This is a genomic window from Mycobacterium sp. SMC-4 (genome assembly GCF_050205565.1).
Lineage (GTDB): Bacteria > Actinomycetota > Actinomycetes > Mycobacteriales > Mycobacteriaceae > Mycobacterium.
Genome location: NZ_JBNMQU010000006.1, coordinates 309,785 through 332,689, shown reverse-complemented (window position 1 = coordinate 332,689; position 22,905 = coordinate 309,785). Strand labels below are relative to the sequence as shown.

Here is a 22,905-nt window from a genome sequence, read left to right as displayed (position 1 = left end):
CGGGGTGGCCACCCGCCATGCCATCGGGGTGGACAACATCTGCTGGGAGGCGGACTACCCGCATTCGGATTCGATGTGGCCCGGGGCCCCCGAACAACTCGACGAGGTCCTCAAGGCCAACAACGTCGCTGATGACGAGATCAACAAGATGACCTATGAGAACGCGATGCGCTGGTATCACTGGGATCCGTTCACCCACATCGGCAAAGACCAGGCCACCGTCGGGGCGCTACGCAAAGCCGCCGAAGGACACGACGTCTCCATCCAAGCCCTCTCACACCACAAAGAGGGCGAACGTGGCGCCGGTGCAGGACATTTCGATGCCCTCAAGGCTGCCGCCCGAGGAAATTCGGCGGCCGACTAGCTTCCCCGCCTCCCTGCGCCGAAAGTGCATTCCACGCGCGTCAACTCGCGAAAACGCCACGTGGAATGCAATTTCGGCGGGCCAGGGAGTAAGGAGCCCGAGGAAATTCGGCGGCCGACTAGCGCGACATCGTGTAGCGGATCGGAAGGTGCTTGAGCCCCCCGACGAACACCGTGGCGGTGTGCTCGGGGGGCCCGGCCAACTCGATGGACGACAGCCGCGGCAGCAGCTCGGTGAAGAAGCTGTTGATCTCCATCCGGGCCAGTGCGGCACCCAGGCAGAAGTGCACACCGTAACCGAATGCGATGTGCTTGTTGGGATCGCGTCCGACGTCGAAGGTGAACGGGTCGGTGAAGACGTCCTCGTCGCGGTTGCCCGACGGGTAGGACAGCAGAACCGACTCTCCCGCAGCGATTTTCACGCCGCGGACCTCGGCGTCCTGCTGGGCGGTGCGCATGAACTCCTTGACCGGCGTCACCCAGCGGATCATCTCCTCGACCGCCAGCGGCATCAGATCGGGCTGCTGCTGCAGTCTGCGTAGCTGGTCGGGGTTCTCGATCAGGGCCTGCAGCCCGCCGGAGATCGTGGCGCTGGTGGTGTCATGGCCTGCGGTGGCGACGATGAGGTAGTACGACACGGTGTCGATGTCGGACAGCGGTTCGCCGTCGATGCGTGCGTTCGCGATCGCGGACGCGAGATCCTCGGTGGGGTTCGCGCGGCGTGCGGCCGTGATCTCGTTGAAGTAGTTGAACATGTCGAACAGCGCCAGGCCGCGTTCCTCCATGCTGACACCGCGCTGGAACTCGGCGTCGTCGTTGCCGAAGAGCTCCTGGGTGTAGGTCAGCATGCGGCCGAAGTCCGACTCCGGTATCCCGAGCAGCGACATGATCACATACAGCGGGAAATTGACCGCGACCTCGGAGACGAAGTCGCATTCGCCACCGCGTTCGGCCATCTGGTCCACGAAGATCTTCGCCAGTTCGTCCACCCGCTGCTTCAGCGCACGCATTGCCTTGGGCCGGAACCAATCTGCACCGATCGCCCGGACCTTACGGTGCTGCGGGTCATCGAGGTGGATCAACGTGCTGATGCCCATCGATTCGTGCTGCGCGTCCCCTTCGGCGGTCGTCAGCACGGGTCGCGGCGAGTTCGTGAAGACGGTGTTGTCACGCTCGATGGCCATGATGTCGGCGTGCTTGGTGATCGCCCAGAACGGGTTGTAGCCGGGCACCTCCACCCACGACACCGGAGCGTTCGCACGCAGATGCGTCAGTGCGGCATGCAATCTGGGCTCGTCGGCATAAGCGGTCGGGTCGGCGAAGACCTTGGCTGCTTCGTCGGCGATGCGAACACTCATCTGTGTCTCCTTCGTCATGCGCCGCGGCGCAAATCGGTGACCAGGTCGACGACGGTCGCCTCGTCGATGGACGGCGGGAAGCCCACCAGCACACGGTCGATCAGGCCGTCACACCGGGAGCGGATCTTGTCCACGATGTCGTCGACCAGGCCGACAACGGCGAACTCCTCGAGCAGCGTGTCGTCGATGAGCGAGCCCATGGTGTCCCAGTCGCCCTGGCGCGAGAGCCGGTGCATCTCGGTCTGCAGGTCGCCCCAACCGTGCAGTTCCAGCACGTTTCGGTAGGCCGGTGTGGATGCGTAGAACGCCAGCTGCTTGCGGATCGCGACCGAGGCCGCCGCCACCTGTTCTTCGTCGTTGCCGGTGACGACGAACAGCGGGCTGGCCACCTCGATGGCCTCGCGGGGGCGGCCGGCGCGCTCGAGTCCCCGGCTCAGCGTCGGGATGGTGACCTCCCGCATGTAGCGCCGCGTCGTGAAGGCGTGTGCGAGCAGACCGTCGGCGGCCTCGCCGCACATCTCGGTCATCCGGTCGCCCACCGCGGCGACGAACACCTTGGGGTCGCCGTGCGGCTGCGGCGGCGGGACGAACATCGGCGTCATCAGTTTGTGCGTGTAGAAGTCACCCTCGAAGTCCAGCCGCGTGCCGTCGCGCCAGCACTCCCAGATCGCGTGCAGCGCCTCGACGAATTCGCGCATCCGGTCGACGGGTCTGCTCCACGGCATGCTGAAGCGCTTTTCGACATGCGGTTTGATCTGCGATCCGAGACCGAGGATGAACCGCCCCTGCGAGTAGTCCTGTAGGTCCCAACCGATCTGGGCCACCGTCATCGGATTGCGCGCGAACGCCACGGCGATGCTGGTGCCGAGTTCGATGCTGTGAGTGTGCTCGGCGGCCAACGTCAGCGGCAGGAAGGGATCATGGTTGATCTCGGCCGTCCAGCAGCCGTCGAATCCGCGTCGTTCCAGTGTTCTCGCGGCCGTCGGAACCTGGGACAGTTGACTGACGACGGCAGCATCCACCTTCAGGCCGCCTCCAGCACCCATGTTGGATGACGCTACAGTAAGCAATTCAGTAAGGTCAACGCCGGAGACGTCGCGCCGCCGGAGAAGAGGAGTCTGCGCATGGCCAGTGCCGAGGATTGGCAGGACACACTTGCGGAGCTGAACAGGCGACGGGATCACTCCCGCGCGATGGGCGGCGAGGAGCGTCTGGCCAAACACCACGGCAAGGGCAAGTTCGATGCGCGCGGCCGTATCGACCATCTGCTGGACAAGGGCTCGTTCCGGGAGTTCGGCACCCTCGTCGGCGGTGACATCGCCGCCGACGGCATCGTCACCGGGTCGGGACTGATCGACGGCCGTCCAGTGCTCGTCGGCGCGGAGGACTTCACCACCCTGGCCGGCAGTATCGGCCCGGGTGGCAACGCGAAGCGTTACCGGCTGGCCGAGCTGGCGCTGCGCGACCGTGTCCCGATGGTGATGTTGTTGGAGGGCGCGGGTTTTCGTCCCAGCGGGGAGCACTACGGACGCACCCCCACCGACCTGCTGGCGCAAGCGCAGTGTTCCGGCAAGGTACCGACGGTCAGCGGCCTGTTCGGGCCGTCGGCCGGGCACGGCGCGCTCGTCGCACCGGTGTGCGACTGGACCATCATGACCGCCCAAGGCGCGATCTTCACCGCCGGACCGCCGGTGGTCAAAGAGTCCACAGGCGAGGAGATCTCCAAGGAAAACCTGGGCGGCCCGTCGGTCGCGCTGGCCAGCGGCGTGATCCACAACTTCGGCCAGGACGACGCAGCGGTGCTCGACGACATCCGCCGCTACCTGTCGTACTTCCCATCCAGCGCCTGGTCGTATCCGGCGTCCCGACCCGCCGACGAGGCATCCGCGCGGCGCTCCACCCCGGAACTGCTCGACATCGTCCCCCGCGGCAACCGCCGCGTCTACGACATGCGCGCGGTACTCGACGTCGTGTTCGACGACGCCGACTGGTTCGAGGTGCAGCCCAAGTTCGGGCCGGCGATGATCACCGCGCTGGCTCATCTCGGTGGCCACCCGGTGGCGGTGGTGGCCAATCAGCCCAAGGTGCTGGCCGGGTCGATCGACGCCGATGCGGCCGACAAGGCCGCACATTTCATCATGGTCGCCGACGCGTTCCACCTGCCGATCGTGTTCCTTGCCGACAACCCCGGCATGCTGCCGGGCAGCCGCTCCGAACGCACCGGTGTGTTGCGCAGCGGCGCCCGCATGTTCGCCGCACAGACCGCGGCGACCACGCTGAAACTGCATGTGACGCTGCGCAAGGCGTACGGCTTCGGGTCGATGGTGATGTCTCTGCTGGGCTTCGACAACCAGAGCGCGACCTTCGCCTACCCCGGCGCGACGATGGGCGCGATGAGTGCGGCCGCGCTGAGCAAGGCCTCCCACGCCACCGAGGACATCGAAGCCAAACTGCGGCAGGCGGAGGTGGATGCGTCGTTCCGCTCGGCCGGGCACCTCGGGTTCGACGACCTGATCCACCCCGAGGAGACGCGCGACGTGCTCATCGACGCGCTCGAGCGTGGGCTCTACAGCCGCCAGGCCGCCGCCCAGCCGGTGACCCGCACCGTCATCACCCCCTGACCCCGCGTGATTTCGGCGTGGTCATCGACGCTCAGCGACGACAACCACGCCGAAATCGCTAGGCACCGGCGCGGTAGGCGGCGACGATCGGCTCGAGTTCGTCGGGTGTGGCGCCGTGCATGATCACCGCGTCGGCACCGTAGTCGAACTCTTTGCGCACCCGGTCGGCGCACTGTTGCGGTGAGCCGGTGGCCGACGGCTCGAGCCATTCGTCGGGGATCAGCGTGGCGATGTGCTCGATCTGTTCGGCGGTGGCCTTGTGGTCGATGCCGCCGCCGATGGACTGCACCACCGAGTCCTCGCGGAAGCGTTGCAACACAGCAGGATCCCAGCCGTTGGTGTTGACCAGCAGGTCACCGTAGCCCTGCAGGTAGGTGGCCAGCCGGGCCACGGTCTTCTTCAGCCGCAGCTCCTCGGGGAGGTGGTCGCCGACGGTGGCGAAGCACGACCACACCCGCACGCTGGCCGGGTCCCGGCCGGCCTGCTCGGCGGCCTCTTTGACGGTCTTGACGGCGCGCTGCAGAGTGTCGGGGGTGAAGTAGGTGTGCAGGATGACATCGTCGAACTCCCGCCCGCCCAGCGCCAGCGTCTGGGGGCCGAAGGCGACGATGGCCAGCCGGATGTCCTCGCGGAAATCGGGGTCGAGGAACAGCACTTGGTATTTGCCGAGCGGTCCGTCGTGGTTGAAGATCAGCTCGCCGTGCCACAGCTTGCGCATGACCTGCGCGAAGTCCTCCATCTGCGCGGTCGTCACCGACGGAATGCCGAATGCGTTGTAGATCGCGCCGATGCCGCGGCCGATCCCGAGCGTGAACCGTCCGCCGGACAACCGGTGCATGGTGGTGGCCCACGACCCCGTGATGAGCGGATGGCGGGTGTTGTGGTTGGTGGCCGCCGTGGCGATCTGCATGCGGCTGGTCACGGCCAGCGCGGCACCGGTCAGCGAGGACGCTTCCTTGACGTTCCACCGCTCGGAGATGAACCCGGTGCCGAAACCGAGTTCCTCGCCGCGGCGGGCCTCGTCCATCAGCGTGGCGGGACCCTCGCCACCGGCGCCGGCCAGCAGATAGAAACCCAGCTCATCCAGCGTTGGTTCCGTCACGCCCAAACTCCTTGCTTGTAGCCGCAATTCCAGACCTCGGTGATCCTGCCATCTACGACGCGGAAAATTTCCATACTGCTGATCGTGGTCGTGGTGCCGTCCTTGAGCGTCATCGGGGATTCGTAGACGATGGCGACGTGCTCGCCGTCGTCTCCGGCCACCACCAGGTTCAAGTCGAAGCGGATGGTCTCGAACATCGCCCAGTGGTCGACGATGCGCGCGACGGCCTGCTCGTGGGTCAGCGTCGTCGACTCCCCCACGTCGTGGCGGATCACGGTCGCGCCCATCAGCTCCTCGGCCAACTTGAAATCGCGCTGGTTCCACACGACCAGGTTGTACAGTTCGACGACTTCGCGCGCCGACCGGCTCATGAGAAGACCTCCATGGCATCGGTGTCGTTGATGGCGGCGACTGCCCGGTCGGTCAGCTCGATGCACAGAGCCTGTGACCGCGGCGGCAGCGCCTCCCAACCATTGAGGATGATGACCGGCAACACCATCGAGTAGACGATGCCGTAGCGGTATCGGCGCCACGCGTTGTCGAACGAGTAGCCCACGACGCCGCGGCTCGCCAGCGCGTCCAGGTACTCGCCGACCAGAGCTTCGTCGTGGCCACGGCGCGTGTCCGTGGGTAGACCCTGGCTCAGCAGATAGGCGATGTCGGACATACCGCACCCTGTCGAGGTCAACTGAAAGTCCACCACCTTGAGTCTGTCCCCGTCGAAGAACATGTTGTCGGCGCGGATATCGCCGTGCAGCAGCATCGAGTGCTCGGCCAGCACGGAGAGCGCCTCGCCGGCGTGCTCGACGAACCGTTCGGCGAACCGCGCGACGCGGCGGGGCACCGGCGCAGCCGTCCGGTCACGGTACATTCGCCACCCCGGCTCGAACGCCGGCAGCAGCAGATCCCGTACCACCGGGGAGTCGAGACTCGGGAAGTGCTGCAGGGCACCCGAATTGCTCGGCTGCACCGACCAGGCGTGCAGCCCGGCCAGTTGCGCGGCGGCCGATCGTGCCCGATCCAGCGACAAGCCGGCCAGATGATCGGCGTTCTCCCAGTGCTGCAGGTCTTCGAGCAGCAGCACGAAGTCCGCTGAGTCGTCGGCCATGCGGGCGCTGTAGACGGCCGGGGTGTCGATCGGTGCGTGCGCGGCCACCTCGCGGTAGAACGCGACTTCGCGGCGATAGCCACCCAGGAGGTCCATCGCGCCGCGGGCTTCTGAACCCGCGGGTAATTTCGCGATGAGGGTGGGCGGCACTTCGGCGGTCCCCGTGAGGGTCAGCCGGTAGAGCAGTGACGAGAACCCTGTGTCCTCGGCGATGCGGTGTGCCTGAACATCGTTGACCTGCAGGTCTTTCGGCAGGTCGCTGTCGGCCCGCAGGACGGCGGTGAGCCATTGGGCGGTGATGTCCTCGACACCTGCGGGAATGTCGGTCTGCGCGAGGGTCACCGTCGGCCTCCTGGGATGTGGGTTCGGAGCACGCGAGTCACCGGCCGACTGCGCGCAGGAACTCTTCGGAAGCGGCCTGCACGCCCGGCGCCACCAGGTGCCCGACGTGGCTGCCGCGGTGCCAGTACAGTTGGCCGCCCCACCGTTGGTGCAGTTCCCGGGCTGTCTCCGGGCGTGCCATCTGGTCGTACCAGGCGCCGACGATCAACCTGCGGTCCGGCGGCGCGGTCGGTGCCACCGACTGGTAGTCCACGACCGCCATGAGGTCGGCGGCCGCGCCGGACTGCAGCAGCGCGATGGTGTCGCGCACCGACGGTCCCCAGCGCCCGAGGTGCGCGGCGATCATCGCGTTGAGGCCCGCGATCGGGGTGTACACCGCGACGGCGTCGACCGGTTCGAGGTGGGATACCAGGCCCGCGACGGGGCTTCCCATCGAAACCCCCGACACCGCAACAGCGTCCGCCTGCGGCCGCAACCAGCGCACCACCGCCCGCACCTCGGACACCGCCCGCATCATGCCGGCGACGTTCTCCACCGGGTCCATACTCGGATACCGCGGCCACCGGGACCTGCGCACTCCGCAACCGGGTTGCACCGGCAGCGCGATGTTGAACCCGAACCGGTCCTGGATCCGTCGGGCCCGCGAGACCAGCAGGTCGATCGGCTGTCCCTGACCCGCGCCGTGCACCCACACCAGCCAGGGGCGTCGGCTGTCGTCGTCGCGGCACAGGTGCAGCACGGCGGTCGCGGGCCCGCCGAAGCCTTCACGGGCCAGCGGTTCGGGCAGCACCGGGTCGTGGTCGAAGGTGAGTTGTTCGTAGCTGTGTCGACCGAATCGGCGACGCTGAACGGCTCTGATGCGCAACGGGTCCGGATCGGTGTGGGCCTCTGCGAGGTCCGTGGGCAGTTCGGCGCCGATCGCGGCGCAGGACGCGACGCTGCGCTCCAGTCGGGGCGGTGGTGCGGTCAGGGTCAGCCCCGTCAACGCCAACTCGTCGAGCACGACCTCGCCCAGTTGGCGGGCTCCGTTGAGTGACAGCGCGTTCCAGTCACCGGATGAAGTCAGCGCCGAGTGCGCCCGTGGCAGCACACCGGCGAAGTCGGCCACCACGCGACCAGCGCGCTCGGCGATGTTCACGCGAGGGTGAACCCGGTGTAGCCGGCCTTGGCGATCTCGTCACAGCGCCGTCGGTACTCGGGGATCCCGGCGGTGTAACCCATGTACATGCGCTTCTTGCCTTCGACGTTGCCGCCGTTGTACCAGGAACTGCACGACGGGTGGACCAGCACTGTCGGTTCCACAAGAGATGTGGTGTGCTCGATCCATTCTCGTTGCGCGCCGGGCTGGGCTTCGATGGTCCGGTAACCCTGGTCCTGCAGGTGTGCGACACAGTCGCCGATCCATTCGATGTGCTGCTCCAGCGCGGCAACGAAATTGGTTGCTGCAGAGGGACTCCCGGGGCCCTGCACGATGAACAGGTTGGGAAAGCCGGCCACCGCCAGGCCGAGATAGCTCAGCGGCCCCTCCTGTGCCCAGAAGTCGCGCAACGACATCCCGTTTCGGCCCCGAACGTCGATGCGCGACAGCGCGCCGGTCATGGCGTCGAAGCCGGTCGCGTAGATGATCACGTCGAGTTGGTGCAGTCCACCGCCGGTCTCGATCCCCTCGGGCCGTACAGCGACGATCGGATTGTCCCGCAGATCGACCAATGTCACGTTGTCGCGGTTGAAGGTTTCGTAGTACCCCTGGTCGATGATCGGACGCTTGCAGCCGAACGGATGGCTGGGGGTCAGCGCCCGCGCGGTCGCGGGGTCTTTGACGATCTGGGCCACCGCCTGGCCGTAGAGCCGCGACGCCATGCGATTGGCCTCGATGTCGAAGAACACGTCGCCCCAGTTGAGGGCGCCCATGATTCCGCCCTCTTCGACGGCGCGTCGCTGTTCCTGCGCCGAGGCCGTCTTCAGGGGCGGTTTGGTCAGCATCTCCAGCATCACCGAGAAGGCGCTCAGTCGCGCCGCGCCCACGGGGTGCTCGCGCTGCGCGGCCCGGATCTCCGGGTACCGCGCTTTCAGTTCGTCGAGTTCGCCGGGCCCGAAGGCCCGGACCTCCCAGGGCAACGTGTAGGCGGGCGAACGCTGGAAGACGGTGAGCGTCAACGCGTCTCGAGCGACCACGGGAATCAGCTGGACCCCGGTGGATCCGGTTCCGATGACCCCGACGCGGCGACCGGACAGCTCGACGCCGTCGCGCGGCCACCGGCTGCTGTGCAGTGAGGTTCCGGTGAACGTGTCCATCCCGGGGATCGACGGTTCCAGCGGCGTGGACAGGATGCCCGTGGCAGCGACGACGTAGCGGGTGCTGATCGTCTCCCCCGAGGCCAATCGGAGCGCCCAGGTCGCGTCGGCTTCGTCGAACATCATCGACACCACCTCGGCGCCGAACGCGATGTCGCGGCGCAGGTCCAGGCGGTCGGCGACGAAGTTCAGGTACGCCTCGATCTCGGGTTGGGCCGGCATCGTCTCGGTCCAGACCCACTCCTGCTGGATGTCCTCGGAGAACGAATAGGAATACTCGATGCTCTCGATGTCACAGCGCGCGCCCGGATATCGATTGACCAGCCAGGTGCCCCCGACGTCGTCGGCCTTCTCCAGCACGCGCACCGCGACGCCCTGTTCGCGGAGCCGGTGCAGGGCATACAGCCCGGAGAACCCGGCGCCGATGACGACGGCGTCGAACGGGCCGGTCAACAGGTCGGAACGGGGTGATTCGGCGGTCGTCGACGACACTGTCACGCTTCCTCGTCGGTTCGTGGCTGACGCCACTATGCGGATGTTACTGTAACTATTACAGTAGCGGCGCCGGGCCGGGACGGATTCGGCAATTTGAGCCCTACGACGCCGAAGGCAGAGACGATGCGATTCACGTTGGAGTATCCCGGCGACCTGCCGGCCGCCAGCGATGACTTCGTCCGCCCGGATGTCATCGCCGACGTTGCGAGGGCAGCCGAGACGGCCGGGTTCTCCGCCGTCGCGTTGAGCGAACACCCCGCGCCGTCGGTGAAATGGCGCACCCACGGCGGGCACGACACCCTCGACCCCGTGGCGGCTCTGGCTTTCATGGCCGCGGTGACGACGCGGCTGAAAGTGATGACGAATCTCTACGTGCTGCCCTACCGCAACCCTTACCTGGCGGCCAAGGCGCTGACCACCCTCGACCACCTGTCGGGGGGCCGCCTGATCGCCGGCCTCGGTGCGGGCTACCTGCGTTCCGAGTTCGCCGCGGTCGGTGTCGATTTCGGCAGGCGCGCAGCGTTGTTCGACGAGGCGTTGCACGCGCTGTGGACCATCTGGGTCGACCCGGACACGCCGGTCCGCGGCAGCGGGTTCTGCACCGCCGGACCGGTCTGGACGCAGCGTCCGGTACAACGTCCCCATCCGCCGATCTGGATCGGCGGCAACAGCGCCGCGGCGCAGCGTCGAGTGGTCGAATACGGCACGGGGTGGATGCCGGTCATCGCGCCTGCGGCGTTGACCACCTCGATGCGCACCCCCGCCATCGCCGACGTCGGTGCCTTCGCCCGCTCGGTGTCCCGGCTGCGCGACGCGATGGAGCGGTCCGGACGCGACCCGGCCACGCTCGACGTGCAGGTGGTCTGTCCGATCCTCGACGTCGCCGACCCGTCGCGCACCCTCGAGGCGCTCGAGGAGCTGGCAGCCGGCGGAGCGACGTGGGCATTGATCCGCGCCGACGGACGGTCGGCGCGGGCCGCCCTGGACTTCATCGACGCGTTCGGTTCCGCCGTCATCGGCCGGAGCGCACTGACTGCAACCTCGTCGCCGGCCGGCGTCGCACGGAAGGAGATCTGATGAAAGTACCGTTCACCTGGAAGGTCACCGGGTGGTTCATGATCGGTTGGTCCGCGGAGTTCGAAGTCGGTGATGTCAAGGCGCTGAAGTACTTCGGTGAGGACCTGGCCGCGTACCGCGACGAGTCCGGTGAGCTGCATGTGCTCGAGGCGCATTGCAAACACCTGGGCGCCCACATCGGACACGGCGGCAAGGTGGTCGGCGACTGTGTCGAATGCCCGTTCCACGGCTGGCGCTGGGGACCCGACGGGGCCAACACCTACATCCCCTATCAACCGGACCGCCCCAACCGAGGACTGCGACTGCGGTCCTATCCGGTCAAGGAGCAGTACGGGTGCATCTTCATGTGGTACCAGCCCCAGGGTGGCGAACCGCAGTGGGAGCTACCCGACATCTTCCACAAGTTTCCCCAGTTCGAGACCGACGCCAACGCGTACTACCGGCCTTATCCCGAGTTCTCCAGCCGTGCCGACGCCATCCCGGTGCATCCGCAGATCGTGGCCGAGAACGGGCCCGACAGCTCCCACTTCCGCTACGTGCACGGCGCCACCGTGACGCCGGTGTGTCTGCACTGGGAGCACGTGGACCAGGAGTGGCGGTTCCTGACCGGTTGGCCCGACGCCCGCAGCGAGGACCCCGACAAGATGGCGCTGCGCATCCACAGCCATTTCTCGGGGCTCGGGTTCGCGATGAGCGCCTTCGAAGGCTCCTCGAACCACCGGCTGATCTTCGCCTGCACCCCGGTCGACGACGAGGTGTCGGACATGTTCTATTCGATCTGGTGGCCGAAAGTACCGGGCGAGACGTCTGACATCCCGCCTGCCGAGGTGCGCACCAAGGTGGAGAAGCAGTTCCTCAAGACGGTGTGGGAGGACTGCGACATCTGGCGCTACCAGAAGTACGTGGAGAACCCGCCGTTGGCCAAGGTGGACGCCAAGCCGTACATGGCGATGCGGAAATGGGCTCAGCAGTTCTACGAAGTCCCGCCCGCCGGACAGCAGGCCGGTACGGCGTGAGGGTCAGCCTCGGCGAGCTCGTCGCGCCGGCGCACACCGCGGTGGTCACGCAGGAGTGTCAGGAAGCGATCGTCGGGCCGGACGCCGGCATGGGTGTGCTGGCCACCGAGGCGCGCCGCGCGGCGCTGCCCAACATCGCGAAGTTGCTCCCCGCAGCGCGGGCGGCCGGGGTGAACGTGGTGCACTGCGTGGTGCAACGTCGCGACGACGGCCGCGGGTCCAACCACAACGCCAAGCTCTTCGCGGTGGGCGCCGGGGTGGACATCAGTCCGGGCGGCCCGGGGACGCAACTGGTACCTGAATTGTCCGCCACCTCAACGGATCTGGTTCTGTACCGGTGGCACGGCATAGGGCCGATGGGCGGCACGGACCTGGACGCCGTGCTGCGCAACCTCGGCGTGACGACGATCGTGGCGGTCGGAGTGTCGGTCAATGTCGCCATCACCAACCTGGTCATGGATGCGGTCAACGCGGCCTACCGGGTCGTGGTGCCCCGCGACGCCGTCGCCGGCATCCCCGCCGACTATGCCGACGCGGTCATCGACAACACGCTGTCGCTGCTGGCCACCATCACCACCACCGAAGAGCTGATCGACGCGTGGCGGTGACCGGCCTCACACCGGCCGGTTAGAGTCCTCCAAGATCTTCATCTGTCACCCAGCGATGAGAGGCCGTATGTCTGAGACGACCCAGTTCACCGTTCCGGCCGCCGCCGACGCCGTCGCGGCCGTCATCGGCGACCGCGATTTCATCGTCCAGGGCGACCGCCGCCTGACCTACGCCCAAGTGGTCGAGCGGTCGAACAGATTGGCCCGCTTCCTGCACGCCCAGGGGCTCGGGTGCCAGACCGAACGCGCACAGCTCGCGGGCCACGAGGTCGGGCAGGACCTGCTGGGCATCTACGCCCACAACGGGCCGGAGTACGTCGAGGGCATGCTGGGCGCGTGGCGCGCCCGCGTCGCCCCCTTCAACGTCAACTACCGCTACGTCAAGAGCGAGCTGCAGTACCTACTGGCCGACTCGGGCGCCACCGCCCTGCTGTATCACTCCGCGTTCGCGCCCCGCCTGGCCGAAGTGCTGCCGGACCTGCCGCAGCTGCGCGTGCTCATTCAGATCGCCGACGACTCGGGCAATGAATTGCTGCCCGGCGCAGTCGATTACGACTCGATCATGACTGAGGAGCCGGCCGATCCGCCGCCGGTGACACCGTCGCCCGACGACCTCTATGTGCTCTACACCGGCGGTACCACCGGCATGCCCAAGGGTGTCTTGTGGCGCCAGCACGACATCTTCATGGCCTCTTTCGGCGGCCGCAGCCTCTACACCGGCGAACTGGTGTCGACCTACGACGAGATCGCGCAGCGCTGCGCCCAATCCCCCGGCACCTCGCTTCTGGTGTTGCCGCCGCTGATGCACGGCGCCGCGCAATGGGCCGTCTTCACGGCGATGAACACCGGTCAGACCGTGGTGTTCTCGTCGGTCAGCAGTCACCTCGACGTCGACGACGTGGTCGCGACCATCGAACGCGAGAAGGTGCTGGCGGTCACCGTCGTCGGTGACGCCATGGCCCGCCCACTGGCCGAGGCGTTCGAGCGCACCAACGCCGACCTGTCCTCACTGGCCGTGGTCGCCAACGGCGGAGCTCAACTCACCCCGACGGCCAAGCAGCTGTTGATCGACGCCAAGGAGAACCTGATGGTCGTCGACGGCGTCGGCTCCTCGGAGACCGGTGCCCAGATGACCCACATGTCGGCGCCCGGGGCGGTGTCGACGGGCAAGTTCAACGCCGGACCCGACACCTACGTGGCCGACGAGGATCTCGGCACGATGCTGGCGCCCGGGCACGACGGCATCGGCTGGTTGGCGCAGCGCGGATATGTCCCGCTCGGCTACAAGGGCGATGCCACCAAGACCGCGGCCACCTTCCCGGTGATCGACGGTGTGCGCTACTCGATCCCCGGTGACCGCGCCCGACACCTCGCCGACGGCTCGATCGAACTGCTCGGCCGCGACTCGGTGACCATCAACTCCGGTGGGGAGAAGATCTTCGCCGAAGAGGTGGAGTCGGCCGTCGCCTCCCACCCCGCCGTCGCCGACGTGGTGGTCGCGGGCCGCCCGAGCGAGCGCTGGGGCCAGGAGGTGGTGGCCGTCGTCGCGCTGGCCCAGGGTGCGCAGGCCACCGCCGAGGAACTCATCGACCATGCGGCTGCGGTCATCGCCCGCTACAAGCTTCCCAAGGCGGTGGTGTTCCGGCCGGTGATCGAGCGCAGCCCGGCCGGCAAGGCCGACTACCGGTGGGCGCGCGAACAGGCCGTCAGCGGCAGCTGACTCATCCCAGCCGACGGCGGGTGCGCTTGCGTGCGCTGCGCAGCGCCAGCGCGGTCGTCATCCGCAGCGATCGGGTGAACGGCGGCGCCGCCCGGCCGGTGATCGTGAACGGCAGGTCACTGCCCACCACCGACCGGTAGTGGGTGAACGCGTCGAACCCGGCCTTGCCGTGATAGGCACCCATCCCGCTGCGTCCGATCCCACCGAACGGAGCATCGGACGGAATCATCTGTGCCGCAAAGTCATTGCGCGCCACCCCACCGCTGCGCGTGCGGCGCACGAATGAGCGGAAGTCACCGTCGTCGGGCCCGAACCAGTACGCGACCAGCGGGCAGGGACGCGCGTTGACGTGGTCGACGACCTCGCCCAACGCGCGGTAGGTGCGCACGGTGAGGACCGGGCCGAACGTCTCCTCGGCTGCCAGTGCCATGGATTCGTCGATGTCGCGCACGAGCGTCGGTGCGATCTTGCGGGTCACCGGGTCCGGCAGCGACTCACCGGGTGGGGCGACCGATTCGACGCGCGCACCCCTGGCCCGGGCGTCTTCGATCAACCCCACGACGCGCTCGAAGTTGGCTTGGTTGACCGCCGAACAGTAGTCGTCGTTGCCGGCGATGGACGGGAACATTCCGCGCCAGGTGTCACGCACGGTCGCGGCGAACTGCTCGGCGTGCGACTCGGGGACGAAGACGTAGTCGGGGCATACGCACACCTGTCCCCCGTTGATCATGCGGCCCTGGGCGATGCGGGTGGCGGCGCGGTCGATGTCGGCATTCGGGGCGACGACGACCGGGTTCTTCCCGCCCAACTCGAGGGTCACCGGCACTAGATTCGCCGCCGCGGCTTGGGCCACCACCGCGCCCACCGACGGCGAACCGGTGAAGAACAGGTGGTCGAACGGCAGCCGGGAAAACGCCGACGCCACCTCGACGTCACCGGTGACGACCGCGAGCTCGGTCGGGTCGAAGAACTGCGAAGCCAGCACCGCGAACCTCTCTGCGGTCCGCGGGGTCACCTCCGACATCTTGATCATCACGCGGTTGCCCGCCGCGAACGCCGCGGCCGCGGGAAGCACGACGAGGTTGAGCGGGAAGTTCCACGGCCCGATGATCCCGACGACGCCTTTCGGGGTCGGGTGGACTTCGGCCTTCACCCCGAACAGCCGCCCCGACGGCAGCACCTTGTGCGGCTTCATCCACTGCTTCGTGTGCGCTCGGGTGTGCTCGATCACCGAGACCATCCCGAGGATCTCGGTGAACAGTGACCCGTCTCGTGGTCGGGTGCCGTAGTCGGCGGACATGGCCTCGACGAAGTCGTCGGCATGGTCGAGCACCATCGCCAGGAGACGGTCGATCCTGTTGTGCCGCACCGATAGATCCGGCGGCCCATCGGCGAGGAACGATGCACGCTGCTGCTGTAACAGCGCGGCCATCGGATCGGACCCGGTGGGCACGGCGGTATCGAGCGGCACTGCCATCACGCGCCGGCTCGTGCCGGCATCGGATACATCAAGGCCGCGTTGAAGCCGCCGTCGACCTGGATGTCCTGACCGTTGATCCAGCCTGCTTCCCGCGACGCGAGAAACCCGATGGCCGGAGCCATGTCGTCGACGGTGCCGTGGCGGCCGATCGTCGCGCGCACGCCGTCGAGCATCTCTTTGCCCATCGCCTGCTCGAAGTCGCCGAGTATCGGCGTTTCGGTGGGCCCGGGACTGACCGTGTTGACCCGTACGCCGTAGTCGCGCCACGCGAGGCCGCTGAGGCGTTTGGCGTACAGGATCAGCGCCTGCTTGGACAGGTAGTAGGCCATCGCCGGATCTTGCCCCGCGAGCCATTCGTTCAGCGCTGGGGCATCGTCGACTTCGAGCAACCTCGACAGCATCTCGAGGTTGTTCTCCCAGCCGAGGGCGGCGGTCGAGGCGACCGCGACCATCGACCCGCCCCGATTCATCCGGGGCAGCATGCCGTCGAGCATCAGCCTGGCGCCGAGGTAATTGACCGACAACACATCGGCTGCCGCCGCGGTACCTGGGATCCCGGCGACGTGCGCGACGACGTCCCATCCGTCACCGATCGCCGCCAGGGTCTGCGCGATCTCGTCGGCGTTGCGCAGGTCGCAGACCAGCCATTGCGCGGCCGACCCGGTCCCGGGGCGGAGATCGACAGCCAGCACGTGATCGCCGCGGTCGCGGAACCACCGCGCCGTCGCGGCGCCGATTCCCGAACCCGCACCGACGACCACCACACGGCGCACGTCCGAACCCATAGCTGACCTCCTGGCAATCCCTCGCGGTGGCGGAAACGATCGTAGTCGCAGTTACTGTAACTATTACGGTTTACGGCGGATCGCGTCCTGTACACGCACTACTGTAAGCGTTACAGTAACTTCATGGAGAACCCGGCACCGGATCTCGCAGTCGATGAGCCCATCGACTTCCGCGACCCGTATCCGATGTTCGCGCGCCGTCGCGCAGAGGGTGGCGTGTTCCGTGGGTCGGTGATGGACTGGTCCAAGACCCCGGCATCGATGGTTCCGGAAAACCTCTATGCCGCAGTGTCCTTCGATGCCGTCAACAGGGTGTTCCGGGACGGCAAGGTGTTCAACTCGCGGATCTACGATTCGACCATCGGCCTGTTCATCGGCCCGACCATCCTGGCGATGGAGGGCAAGCCGCACTGGGAGCACCGCAATCTCGTCTCGGCGGCGTTCAAGTCGCGCTCGCTGGCGCGTTGGGAACCCGAGATCGTCCGGCCGGTGGTCAACGAGCTCATCGACGAGTTCGTCGACGCGGGGCAAGCCGACCTGGTGCGGGACTTCACGTTCGAGTTTCCGACCCGCGTCATCTCGCGGCTGCTCGGCCTCCCCGAAGAGGACCTGCCCTGGTTCCGCAAGCGCGCGGTGCAGCTGATCAGCTACACCGTGAAGTACCAGCGTGCGTTCGAGGCCTCCGCGGCGCTGAAGGACTACTTCCTGGCCCAGATCGACCAGCGCCGCTCGGCCCCGACCGAGGACATCATCGGCGACCTGGTGTCGGCCGAGATCGACGGGGAGAAACTCAGCGACGAGGCGATCTACTCGTTCCTGCGTCTGCTGCTGCCCGCCGGGCTGGAAACCACCTACCGGTCGTCGGGGAACCTGCTGTATCTGCTGCTGACCCACCGCGACCAGTTCGACGCCGTGCAGGCCGACCACGAGTTGATCGGCGCGGCAATCGAAGAGGGTCTGCGGTACGAGACACCGCTGACCACGGTGCAGCGCTCCGCGACCGAGGACACCGAGCTCGAAGGCCTACCGATTCCGGCCGGCTCGGTGATCGACGTCTGCATCGGATCGGCCAACCGCGACGAGAAGCGTTGGGAGCGTTCCGAACAGTTCGACATCTTCCGTAAGCGGACGCCCCACATCTCGTTCGCCGCCGGTGAGCACACGTGCATGGGTCTGCACCTGGCGCGGATGGAAACGCGGGTCGCCGTGGAGACGTTGTTGACCCGGTTGTCCGACATCCAGCTGGTCACCGACGACGATCCGCACATCCACGGTCAGCCGTTCCGCTCACCGACAGCGCTGCCGGTCACCTTCCGCCCCGCGGACCGGTAGGTCCTCAGCTCTTGCGGCGCTCCCGGCGGGCGATCGTCTTGGTCTCCAGGTACTGCTGGAAACCCTCGATGCCGCACTGGCGGCCGACGCCGCTGCTCTTGTAGCCGCCGAACGGTGCGTCGGCGCCGTAGAACATGCCGCCGTTGACTCCGAAGGCACCGGTGCGCACGCGCCGTGCGATCGCCATTCCCCGTTCTTCCGACCGGGACATCACCGCGCCGGCCAGACCGAACGGGCTGTCGTTGGCGATGCGCACCGCATCGTCGTCGTCGTCGAACGGCAGGACCACCAGCACCGGACCGAAGATCTCCTGCTGGGCGATGTCGGCGCTGTTGTCCACGCCAGCCACCACGGTGGGTGCCACGAAGTAGCCCCCGGCCAGGTGGTCGGGCAGTCCGGTCGCCGGTCCGCCGCCGACGGTGATCTCGGCTCCCGCGCGTCGGGCGCCGTCGATTGCGGTCAGCACCCGCTCCTGTTGGGCGGCGCTGACGACCGGGCCGACGAGAGTGCCGGTATCGACCGGGTCTCCCACGGGCACAAACTGATATGCGGTGGTGATGTCGGCGACGGCCTGGTCGTAGAGCGAACGGTGAACCAGCATCCGGCTGGTCGCCGCACACGCCTGCCCGGCGTGCACGCACACCCCGATCGCGGTGGGCACGATGGCCGCCGGGTTGGCGTCGTCGAGCACGATGGCCGCCGACTTGCCGCCCAACTCGAGGAACATCCGCTTCATCGTGTCGGCACCCTGACGCATCAGCAGCTTGCCGACCGCGGTCGAGCCGGTGAACGACACCAGGTCCACCCGGGGGTCGGTGCCGAGCAGTCCGGCCACCTCGTTCGACGGGGTGGTGACGACGTTGACGACGCCGGGCGGGATGTCGGTGTGTTCGGCGATGAGCCGACCGATTCGGGTGGCGTTCCACGGAGTGTGCGGATCGGGTTTGAGGACGACGGTGTTGCCTGCCGCCAGAGCGGGGCCGAGTTTGTTGAGGATGACCTCGATCGGGAAGTTCGACGGCGTCACCGCCGCCACCACACCGACAGACTCCTTGACCACCATGCGGATGTTGCGCTCACCGAACAGGCCGCCGCCGTCGAGGGTGCGCTCCCACTCGAACGTGTCGATCAGCCGCATGGGGTAGCGCAGGGCCTCGGCCAGCGGCCAGTCCAGTTGGGCCGACTGCGTCGTCATCACCGGAGCGCCCGTCTCGGCGATCAATTCCTCGCGCAGCAGGTCTTTCTCGGCTTCCAGGGCCGCCTGCAGCTGTTCGAGACACCGACGGCGCAACGCCCGGTTGGTCGACCAGTCCGAGGTGTCGAAGGCCGTGCGGGCGGCCGCGATCGCGCGGTCCATGTCGGCGACGTCGGCCGCGGCTGTCGCGCCGAGCACCGCGCCGGTGGCCGGACTGACATTGTCGAACTCGGCGCCCGATTCGGCGGCGACCAGATCCCCGCCGATGAGCATTCGACGTTCGGCGCGCTCGCCGGCGCGCCGGCCGACCTCGACGCTGGTCTGCGATTCGATTACGGCTTCGCCCATGGGGAACCTTCGGTCGAAAGACAGCGCGACCCATCCGGGACACGCAACGGTAAACATTACAGTATCGAAACTGGGCTAGACTTCCCCGACAACCGCTCGACAACGCCGTCAGATAGGGGCACGGGTTTGATCAAGGTGATGCAGGGCGTCAGGGTCCTCGAGGTCGCGCAGTTCACGTTCGTGCCCGCCGCGGGTGCCATCCTGGCGGACTGGGGCGCCGACGTCATCAAGGTCGAGCATCCCGTACGCGGCGACACCCAGCGCGGTTTCATCAACATGGGCGGGTTTCAACTCGACCCGAACCGGCATCCGTTGATCGAGCACCCGAATCGCGGCAAGCGCAGCGTCGGGATCGACGTGTCGACGCCGGGCGGCCAGGAAGTGCTGTACGAGATCGCCAAGACCGCCGACGTCTTTCTCACCAATTACATGCCGGCTCAACGACAGAAGAACAAGTTCGACGTCGAGCACATCCGTGCGGTGAACCCCAACATCATCTACGCACGCGGCAGCGCCTACGGCGACAAGGGATCCGAACGCGACACCGGCGGTTTCGACGGGACCGCGTTCTGGACGCGCAGCGGTGTCGGGCACGCGCTGACGCCGGAAGAGATCGGTGGCGCGCTCTCCCAAGGCATTCCGGCGTTCGGCGACTCGATCGGCGGGATGAACATCGCGGGCGGAATCTCGGCGGCGCTGTTCCACCGCGAGCGCACCGGTGAAGCCGTCGAGATCGATGTCTCGCTGCTGTCGACGGCGTGGTGGGCGGCCGGGGCCAGCGTCACCCAGGGCATGGAGACCGGTGAGACCATGCGGTCGCTGATGCCGGACTCGGTCAGCGCGGTCAACCCGTTCATGGCCAACTACCTGACCTCTGATGGCGGCACCATCAACCTGTGCATCGTGAGCCCGACCGGCTACATCCGGGACGCGTTCGAGCACCTCGGTCTGCCCGAACTCGCCGACGATCCGCGCTTCAACGACGTCATGCCGTTGATCGAGAACTCCGAGGAAGCGGCGCGGTTGATCGCCGAATCCATCCGCAGCAAGCCGTTCGAGTATTGGCGTCAGCACCTCAAGACCATGAAGGGTCAGTGGGCGCCGTTCCAGAGCCTGGTCGACCTGGGCACCGACGAGCAGGCCCTGGCCAACGACATGGTCGTCGAGGTCGAGGCCACCGACGGCGGCAAGCCGTTCAAGGTGGTGCGCGGTCCGGTGCAGTTCAACCACGAACCGCTGGAGACGACGCGCGCACCGCAGGCCTCCGAGCACACCGAGATCGTGTTGATGGAGCTCGGACTGGACTGGGACCGTATCGAGGCGCTCAAGGACAGCGGCGCCATCGCCTGACCTTCTCCCCCTCCCCGTCCCCTACTCCGCCGAAATTGCATTCCACGCGCGTCAAGTCGCCACTTGACGCGCGTGGAATGCAATTTCGGCGGGAGGAGAGTCAGACGGGGCTGACGCGCACCGGGACGCCGGACAGCCACGCCATCCCGCTGAGCGCCTCGACGTCATCGGGCTCACTGGATGTCAGCTGATTGACGTTGGGGCCGCCCGCCTTGTTCGCCAGCTGCCAGCCGCCGGTGCCGTTGTGCCCCCACCCGTGGGGCAGCGCGATCACCCCGGCCATGATGTCCTTGCTCAGGGTGACCGAGGTGGTGATCTGCCCGTACGGTGACCGGACCTGAACCCGCGCACCGTCGTCGATGCCGAGCTCGGCTGCGTCGTCGACGTGCATCACACCGTGGTGGCCTCGCTCGCCCCGCATCAGCAGCGGCGCATTGTGCATCCAGGAGTTCTCCGAACGGGTTTCGCGCATCCCGATCATCCGCAACGGATAGTCGGCCGGGTACTGCTGCGCCGACAGCAGCTGAATCTGCTCGGCGATATCGTTGTGCTCCAACCGGATCCGCCGGTCACGGTAGCTGATGACCTTGCGCAGCCGGCCGGTCTCCAGGTGCGGATCGAGGACCGTCCCGTGCGGGTGATCCCGCGTCAGTCGGTCGAACGTCAGCCCGCCGCGCCGCACGCCGAACCGGTCGCCTCCCCCGGCGATCCGGATGATGCCGTCGGCGAGTCGCCGCGAGCGGAACCGGCCGCCCGTCGCCCGGTTGACTGCGGCCAGCGCGGTGAACACCCGCGACCGACCGGCCAGACGGGTGATCAGCTCGCCGACGATCTGGGACTCGGTGCGGGCCTGCCCGACGGGCGCGATGACCGCCTCGGTGGCCTGGCGGAACGGCGTGGCCTGGAACAGCTGGAACGTGAGCGGGAAGTCGTCGCGCTCGTACATCGTGGTCACCGGCAACACGTAGTCGCAGAGCGCGGTGGTCTCGGTCAGGTAGAAGTCGAGCCCGACGGTCAGCGGCGCAGAACTCAACGCCGACGCCAGCTCGTCCCCGTTGGGCACCGACAGCACCGGGTTGCCCGCGCTGATGAACAACGCGCGGATCTGCCGCTGCCCCGGCGTCAGGATTTCCTTGGCCATCAACGCGGCCGGCTCCGAACCGATCAGCGCCGGCACTCCCCCGATGCGTGAGCGACGGCGCCGGTAGGTTCGGCGCAGCGCGGCGCCCATCACCGTGTTGGTCCATTGCTCGCCGGGCAGGCCGAGGCCGCTGAACACCGATCCCCCGGGCTGGTCGAGGTTGCCTGCCACCAGGTTCACGACGTCGATCAGGTAGGACGTGAGCGTGCCGTAGCGGCCGACGCAGGTGCCCAGCCGGCCGTAGATCGCGGCGCGCGGCGTGGACGCCAGGTCGCGCGCCAGTGCCCTCACCGTGTCCGCCTCGATACCCGTCCGGGGTGCGGTGGCCTCCGGCGTGAACGGTCGGCACTGCGCGCGGAGCCACTCGAGCCCGTGAGCGAGTTCTTCGAGCCGGTCCTTGTCTGCCAGCTCCTCGGCGAACAACACGTTCAGCAGGGACAGCAGGAGCAGCGCATCGGTGTCCGGGACTATGCCCTGCCATTCGAACTGAGCCGCGGTCTCGGTGCGCCTCGGGTCGATGACCACCACCCGCCCACCGCGTTTGACGATGTCGTGCATGCGGTCCTTGATCCGGGGTGCGGTCAGGAAGCTGCCGTGCGACACCACGGGGTTGGCGCCCATCACCACGAGGAGATCGGTGCGGGTCAGATCCGGGATGGGCACCGAAATCGGTGTCCCATAGAGCAATTGGCTGGCCATCAGGCGGCTGTTGGTGTCTTGCGAGGACGCCGTGAAGAAGTGCGTCCCGCGACCGAGACCTTTGATGAATCCCAGTGCCGACATCACGTGCGCGTAGCTGAACGCGCCGGGGTTGCCCATGTACCAGCCGACGGCCTCGGGCCCGTGCTCGGTCAGGATCGCTGAGAGTCGCGTCGTGATGTCGTCCATCGCTTCGTCCCAGGTGACCTGCTCGAACCCGGTCGGGGTACGGCGCAGCGGCACGGTGACACGGTCGGGATCATTGACGACCTCGGTGAACGCGATCCCCTTCTGGCAGGCGAACCCCGCCGACAGCGGGTGCTCCTTGTCCGGGCGCAGCGCGGTGAGCTTGCCGTCCTCGACCGTGGCGATCATGCCGCACAACGGTTCACAGATCCGGCAGAACGTAATTTTGTGGACGACGTCGGACATCGGGATGCCTCCTGCGCTGTATTACTTCGTTAGTCTGC

The 22,905-nt window shown here is 67.3% G+C and carries 19 protein-coding genes; 8 read left to right on the top strand and 11 right to left on the bottom strand.

Going from position 1 to position 22,905, the window contains the following annotated elements; all coding sequences use genetic code 11:
• On the top strand, nt 1–364 hold a 364-nt coding region (locus ACQI46_RS13510; RefSeq protein WP_427094500.1), incomplete at its 5' end, for an amidohydrolase family protein.
• Nucleotides 365–482: 118 nt separating this feature from the next.
• Here ACQI46_RS13510 and ACQI46_RS13505 read toward each other — a convergent pair.
• On the bottom strand, nt 483–1,721 hold the full coding sequence (locus ACQI46_RS13505) for a cytochrome P450 (RefSeq protein ID WP_427094499.1): 1,239 nt from the start codon (nt 1,719–1,721) through the stop codon (nt 483–485).
• 14 nt (nt 1,722–1,735) lie between these two features.
• Nucleotides 1,736–2,767, bottom strand: coding sequence for an LLM class F420-dependent oxidoreductase (locus ACQI46_RS13500; RefSeq protein ID WP_427094498.1), 1,032 nt, complete (start codon nt 2,765–2,767; stop codon nt 1,736–1,738).
• A gap of 78 nt (nt 2,768–2,845) precedes the next feature.
• On the opposite strand from ACQI46_RS13500, the gene ACQI46_RS13495 reads away from it, so the two are divergent.
• The gene (locus ACQI46_RS13495; RefSeq protein WP_427094497.1) at nt 2,846–4,342 is read left to right on the top strand and encodes an acyl-CoA carboxylase subunit beta; all 1,497 of its coding nucleotides are present in this window, start codon (nt 2,846–2,848) and stop codon (nt 4,340–4,342) included.
• Between the two features lie 58 nt (nt 4,343–4,400).
• On the opposite strand, the gene ACQI46_RS13490 is transcribed toward ACQI46_RS13495, so the two are convergent.
• From ACQI46_RS13490 to ACQI46_RS13470, 5 genes are read right to left on the bottom strand one after another with little or no spacing between them, the layout of a single operon-like run.
• Nucleotides 4,401–5,444, bottom strand: coding sequence for a TIGR03857 family LLM class F420-dependent oxidoreductase (locus ACQI46_RS13490; protein WP_427094496.1), 1,044 nt, complete (start codon nt 5,442–5,444; stop codon nt 4,401–4,403).
• Nucleotides 5,441–5,815: a nuclear transport factor 2 family protein gene (locus ACQI46_RS13485; RefSeq protein ID WP_427094495.1), complete on the bottom strand. Its 375-nt coding sequence runs from the start codon at nt 5,813–5,815 to the stop codon at nt 5,441–5,443. Before ACQI46_RS13485 ends, ACQI46_RS13490 begins: the two co-directional genes overlap by 4 nt.
• Nucleotides 5,812–6,894: a phosphotransferase gene (locus ACQI46_RS13480; protein WP_427094494.1), complete on the bottom strand. Its 1,083-nt coding sequence runs from the start codon at nt 6,892–6,894 to the stop codon at nt 5,812–5,814. Before ACQI46_RS13480 ends, ACQI46_RS13485 begins: the two co-directional genes overlap by 4 nt.
• 37 nt (nt 6,895–6,931) lie before the next feature.
• Nucleotides 6,932–8,032, bottom strand: coding sequence for an alpha/beta fold hydrolase (locus ACQI46_RS13475; RefSeq protein WP_427094493.1), 1,101 nt, complete (start codon nt 8,030–8,032; stop codon nt 6,932–6,934).
• Nucleotides 8,029–9,681: a flavin-containing monooxygenase gene (locus ACQI46_RS13470; protein WP_427094528.1), complete on the bottom strand. Its 1,653-nt coding sequence runs from the start codon at nt 9,679–9,681 to the stop codon at nt 8,029–8,031. Before ACQI46_RS13470 ends, ACQI46_RS13475 begins: the two co-directional genes overlap by 4 nt.
• Nucleotides 9,682–9,807: 126 nt before the next feature.
• Between ACQI46_RS13470 and ACQI46_RS13465 the strand changes: the two genes are divergently transcribed.
• From ACQI46_RS13465 to ACQI46_RS13450, 4 genes are all read left to right on the top strand, one after another.
• Entirely contained in the window at nt 9,808–10,761 is a 954-nt protein-coding gene (locus tag ACQI46_RS13465; protein WP_427094492.1) for a TIGR03619 family F420-dependent LLM class oxidoreductase, read from the top strand.
• A complete protein-coding gene (locus tag ACQI46_RS13460; protein WP_427094491.1) occupies nt 10,761–11,777 on the top strand; it encodes a Rieske 2Fe-2S domain-containing protein in 1,017 nt (338 codons plus the stop codon). The genes ACQI46_RS13465 and ACQI46_RS13460 overlap by 1 nt, the downstream gene beginning before the upstream one ends.
• Nucleotides 11,774–12,385 carry a cysteine hydrolase gene (locus tag ACQI46_RS13455; RefSeq protein WP_427094490.1) on the top strand — a complete coding sequence of 204 codons (612 nt, stop codon included), beginning with the start codon at nt 11,774–11,776 and terminating at the stop codon, nt 12,383–12,385. Before ACQI46_RS13460 ends, ACQI46_RS13455 begins: the two co-directional genes overlap by 4 nt.
• Before the next feature lie 67 nt (nt 12,386–12,452).
• On the top strand, nt 12,453–14,105 hold the full coding sequence (locus ACQI46_RS13450) for an acyl-CoA synthetase (protein ID WP_427094489.1): 1,653 nt from the start codon (nt 12,453–12,455) through the stop codon (nt 14,103–14,105).
• 1 nt (nt 14,106) lies between these two features.
• Here the strand turns inward: ACQI46_RS13450 and ACQI46_RS13445 are convergent, their stop codons facing one another.
• Together ACQI46_RS13445 and ACQI46_RS13440 are read right to left on the bottom strand one after the other, a co-directional pair.
• Nucleotides 14,107–15,582 (bottom strand): aldehyde dehydrogenase family protein, encoded by a 1,476-nt coding sequence (locus ACQI46_RS13445; protein WP_427094527.1) that lies wholly within the window; start codon nt 15,580–15,582, stop codon nt 14,107–14,109.
• Nucleotides 15,582–16,370, bottom strand: coding sequence for an SDR family oxidoreductase (locus ACQI46_RS13440; protein WP_427094488.1), 789 nt, complete (start codon nt 16,368–16,370; stop codon nt 15,582–15,584). The genes ACQI46_RS13445 and ACQI46_RS13440 overlap by 1 nt, the downstream gene beginning before the upstream one ends.
• A 123-nt stretch (nt 16,371–16,493) precedes the next feature.
• Here ACQI46_RS13440 and ACQI46_RS13435 point away from each other — a divergent pair, with 123 nt between their 5' ends.
• Nucleotides 16,494–17,702, top strand: a complete 1,209-nt coding sequence (locus ACQI46_RS13435) for a cytochrome P450 (protein ID WP_427094487.1) — start codon at nt 16,494–16,496, stop codon at nt 17,700–17,702.
• 4 nt (nt 17,703–17,706) lie between these two features.
• Here ACQI46_RS13435 and ACQI46_RS13430 read toward each other — a convergent pair whose 3' ends face one another.
• Nucleotides 17,707–19,245 (bottom strand): aldehyde dehydrogenase family protein, encoded by a 1,539-nt coding sequence (locus ACQI46_RS13430; protein ID WP_427094486.1) that lies wholly within the window; start codon nt 19,243–19,245, stop codon nt 17,707–17,709.
• 138 nt (nt 19,246–19,383) lie between these two features.
• Here ACQI46_RS13430 and ACQI46_RS13425 point away from each other — a divergent pair, with 138 nt between their 5' ends.
• Nucleotides 19,384–20,595, top strand: coding sequence for a CaiB/BaiF CoA transferase family protein (locus tag ACQI46_RS13425; RefSeq protein WP_427094485.1), 1,212 nt, complete (start codon nt 19,384–19,386; stop codon nt 20,593–20,595).
• Between the two features lie 100 nt (nt 20,596–20,695).
• Here the strand turns inward: ACQI46_RS13425 and ACQI46_RS13420 are convergent, their stop codons facing one another.
• Nucleotides 20,696–22,867 (bottom strand): molybdopterin-containing oxidoreductase family protein, encoded by a 2,172-nt coding sequence (locus ACQI46_RS13420; protein WP_427094484.1) that lies wholly within the window; start codon nt 22,865–22,867, stop codon nt 20,696–20,698.
• Nucleotides 22,868–22,905 lie beyond the last annotated feature (38 nt).

Bases quoted from the DNA above. Each gene is read 5' to 3' on its own strand.
- ACQI46_RS13430 (WP_427094486.1), bottom strand. From the start codon at position 19,245: ATGGGCGAAGCCGTAATCGAATCGCAGACCAGCGTCGAGGTCGGCCGG.
- ACQI46_RS13495 (WP_427094497.1), top strand. From the start codon at position 2,846: ATGGCCAGTGCCGAGGATTGGCAGGACACACTTGCGGAGCTGAACAGG.
- ACQI46_RS13500 (WP_427094498.1), bottom strand. From the start codon at position 2,767: ATGGGTGCTGGAGGCGGCCTGAAGGTGGATGCTGCCGTCGTCAGTCAA.
- ACQI46_RS13450 (WP_427094489.1), top strand. From the start codon at position 12,453: ATGTCTGAGACGACCCAGTTCACCGTTCCGGCCGCCGCCGACGCCGTC.
- ACQI46_RS13425 (WP_427094485.1), top strand. From the start codon at position 19,384: ATGCAGGGCGTCAGGGTCCTCGAGGTCGCGCAGTTCACGTTCGTGCCC.
- ACQI46_RS13460 (WP_427094491.1), top strand. From the start codon at position 10,761: ATGAAAGTACCGTTCACCTGGAAGGTCACCGGGTGGTTCATGATCGGT.
- ACQI46_RS13485 (WP_427094495.1), bottom strand. From the start codon at position 5,815: ATGAGCCGGTCGGCGCGCGAAGTCGTCGAACTGTACAACCTGGTCGTG.
- ACQI46_RS13440 (WP_427094488.1), bottom strand. From the start codon at position 16,370: ATGGGTTCGGACGTGCGCCGTGTGGTGGTCGTCGGTGCGGGTTCGGGA.
- ACQI46_RS13465 (WP_427094492.1), top strand. From the start codon at position 9,808: ATGCGATTCACGTTGGAGTATCCCGGCGACCTGCCGGCCGCCAGCGAT.
- ACQI46_RS13445 (WP_427094527.1), bottom strand. From the start codon at position 15,582: ATGGCAGTGCCGCTCGATACCGCCGTGCCCACCGGGTCCGATCCGATG.
- ACQI46_RS13420 (WP_427094484.1), bottom strand. From the start codon at position 22,867: ATGTCCGACGTCGTCCACAAAATTACGTTCTGCCGGATCTGTGAACCG.
- ACQI46_RS13435 (WP_427094487.1), top strand. From the start codon at position 16,494: ATGGAGAACCCGGCACCGGATCTCGCAGTCGATGAGCCCATCGACTTC.
- ACQI46_RS13505 (WP_427094499.1), bottom strand. From the start codon at position 1,721: ATGAGTGTTCGCATCGCCGACGAAGCAGCCAAGGTCTTCGCCGACCCG.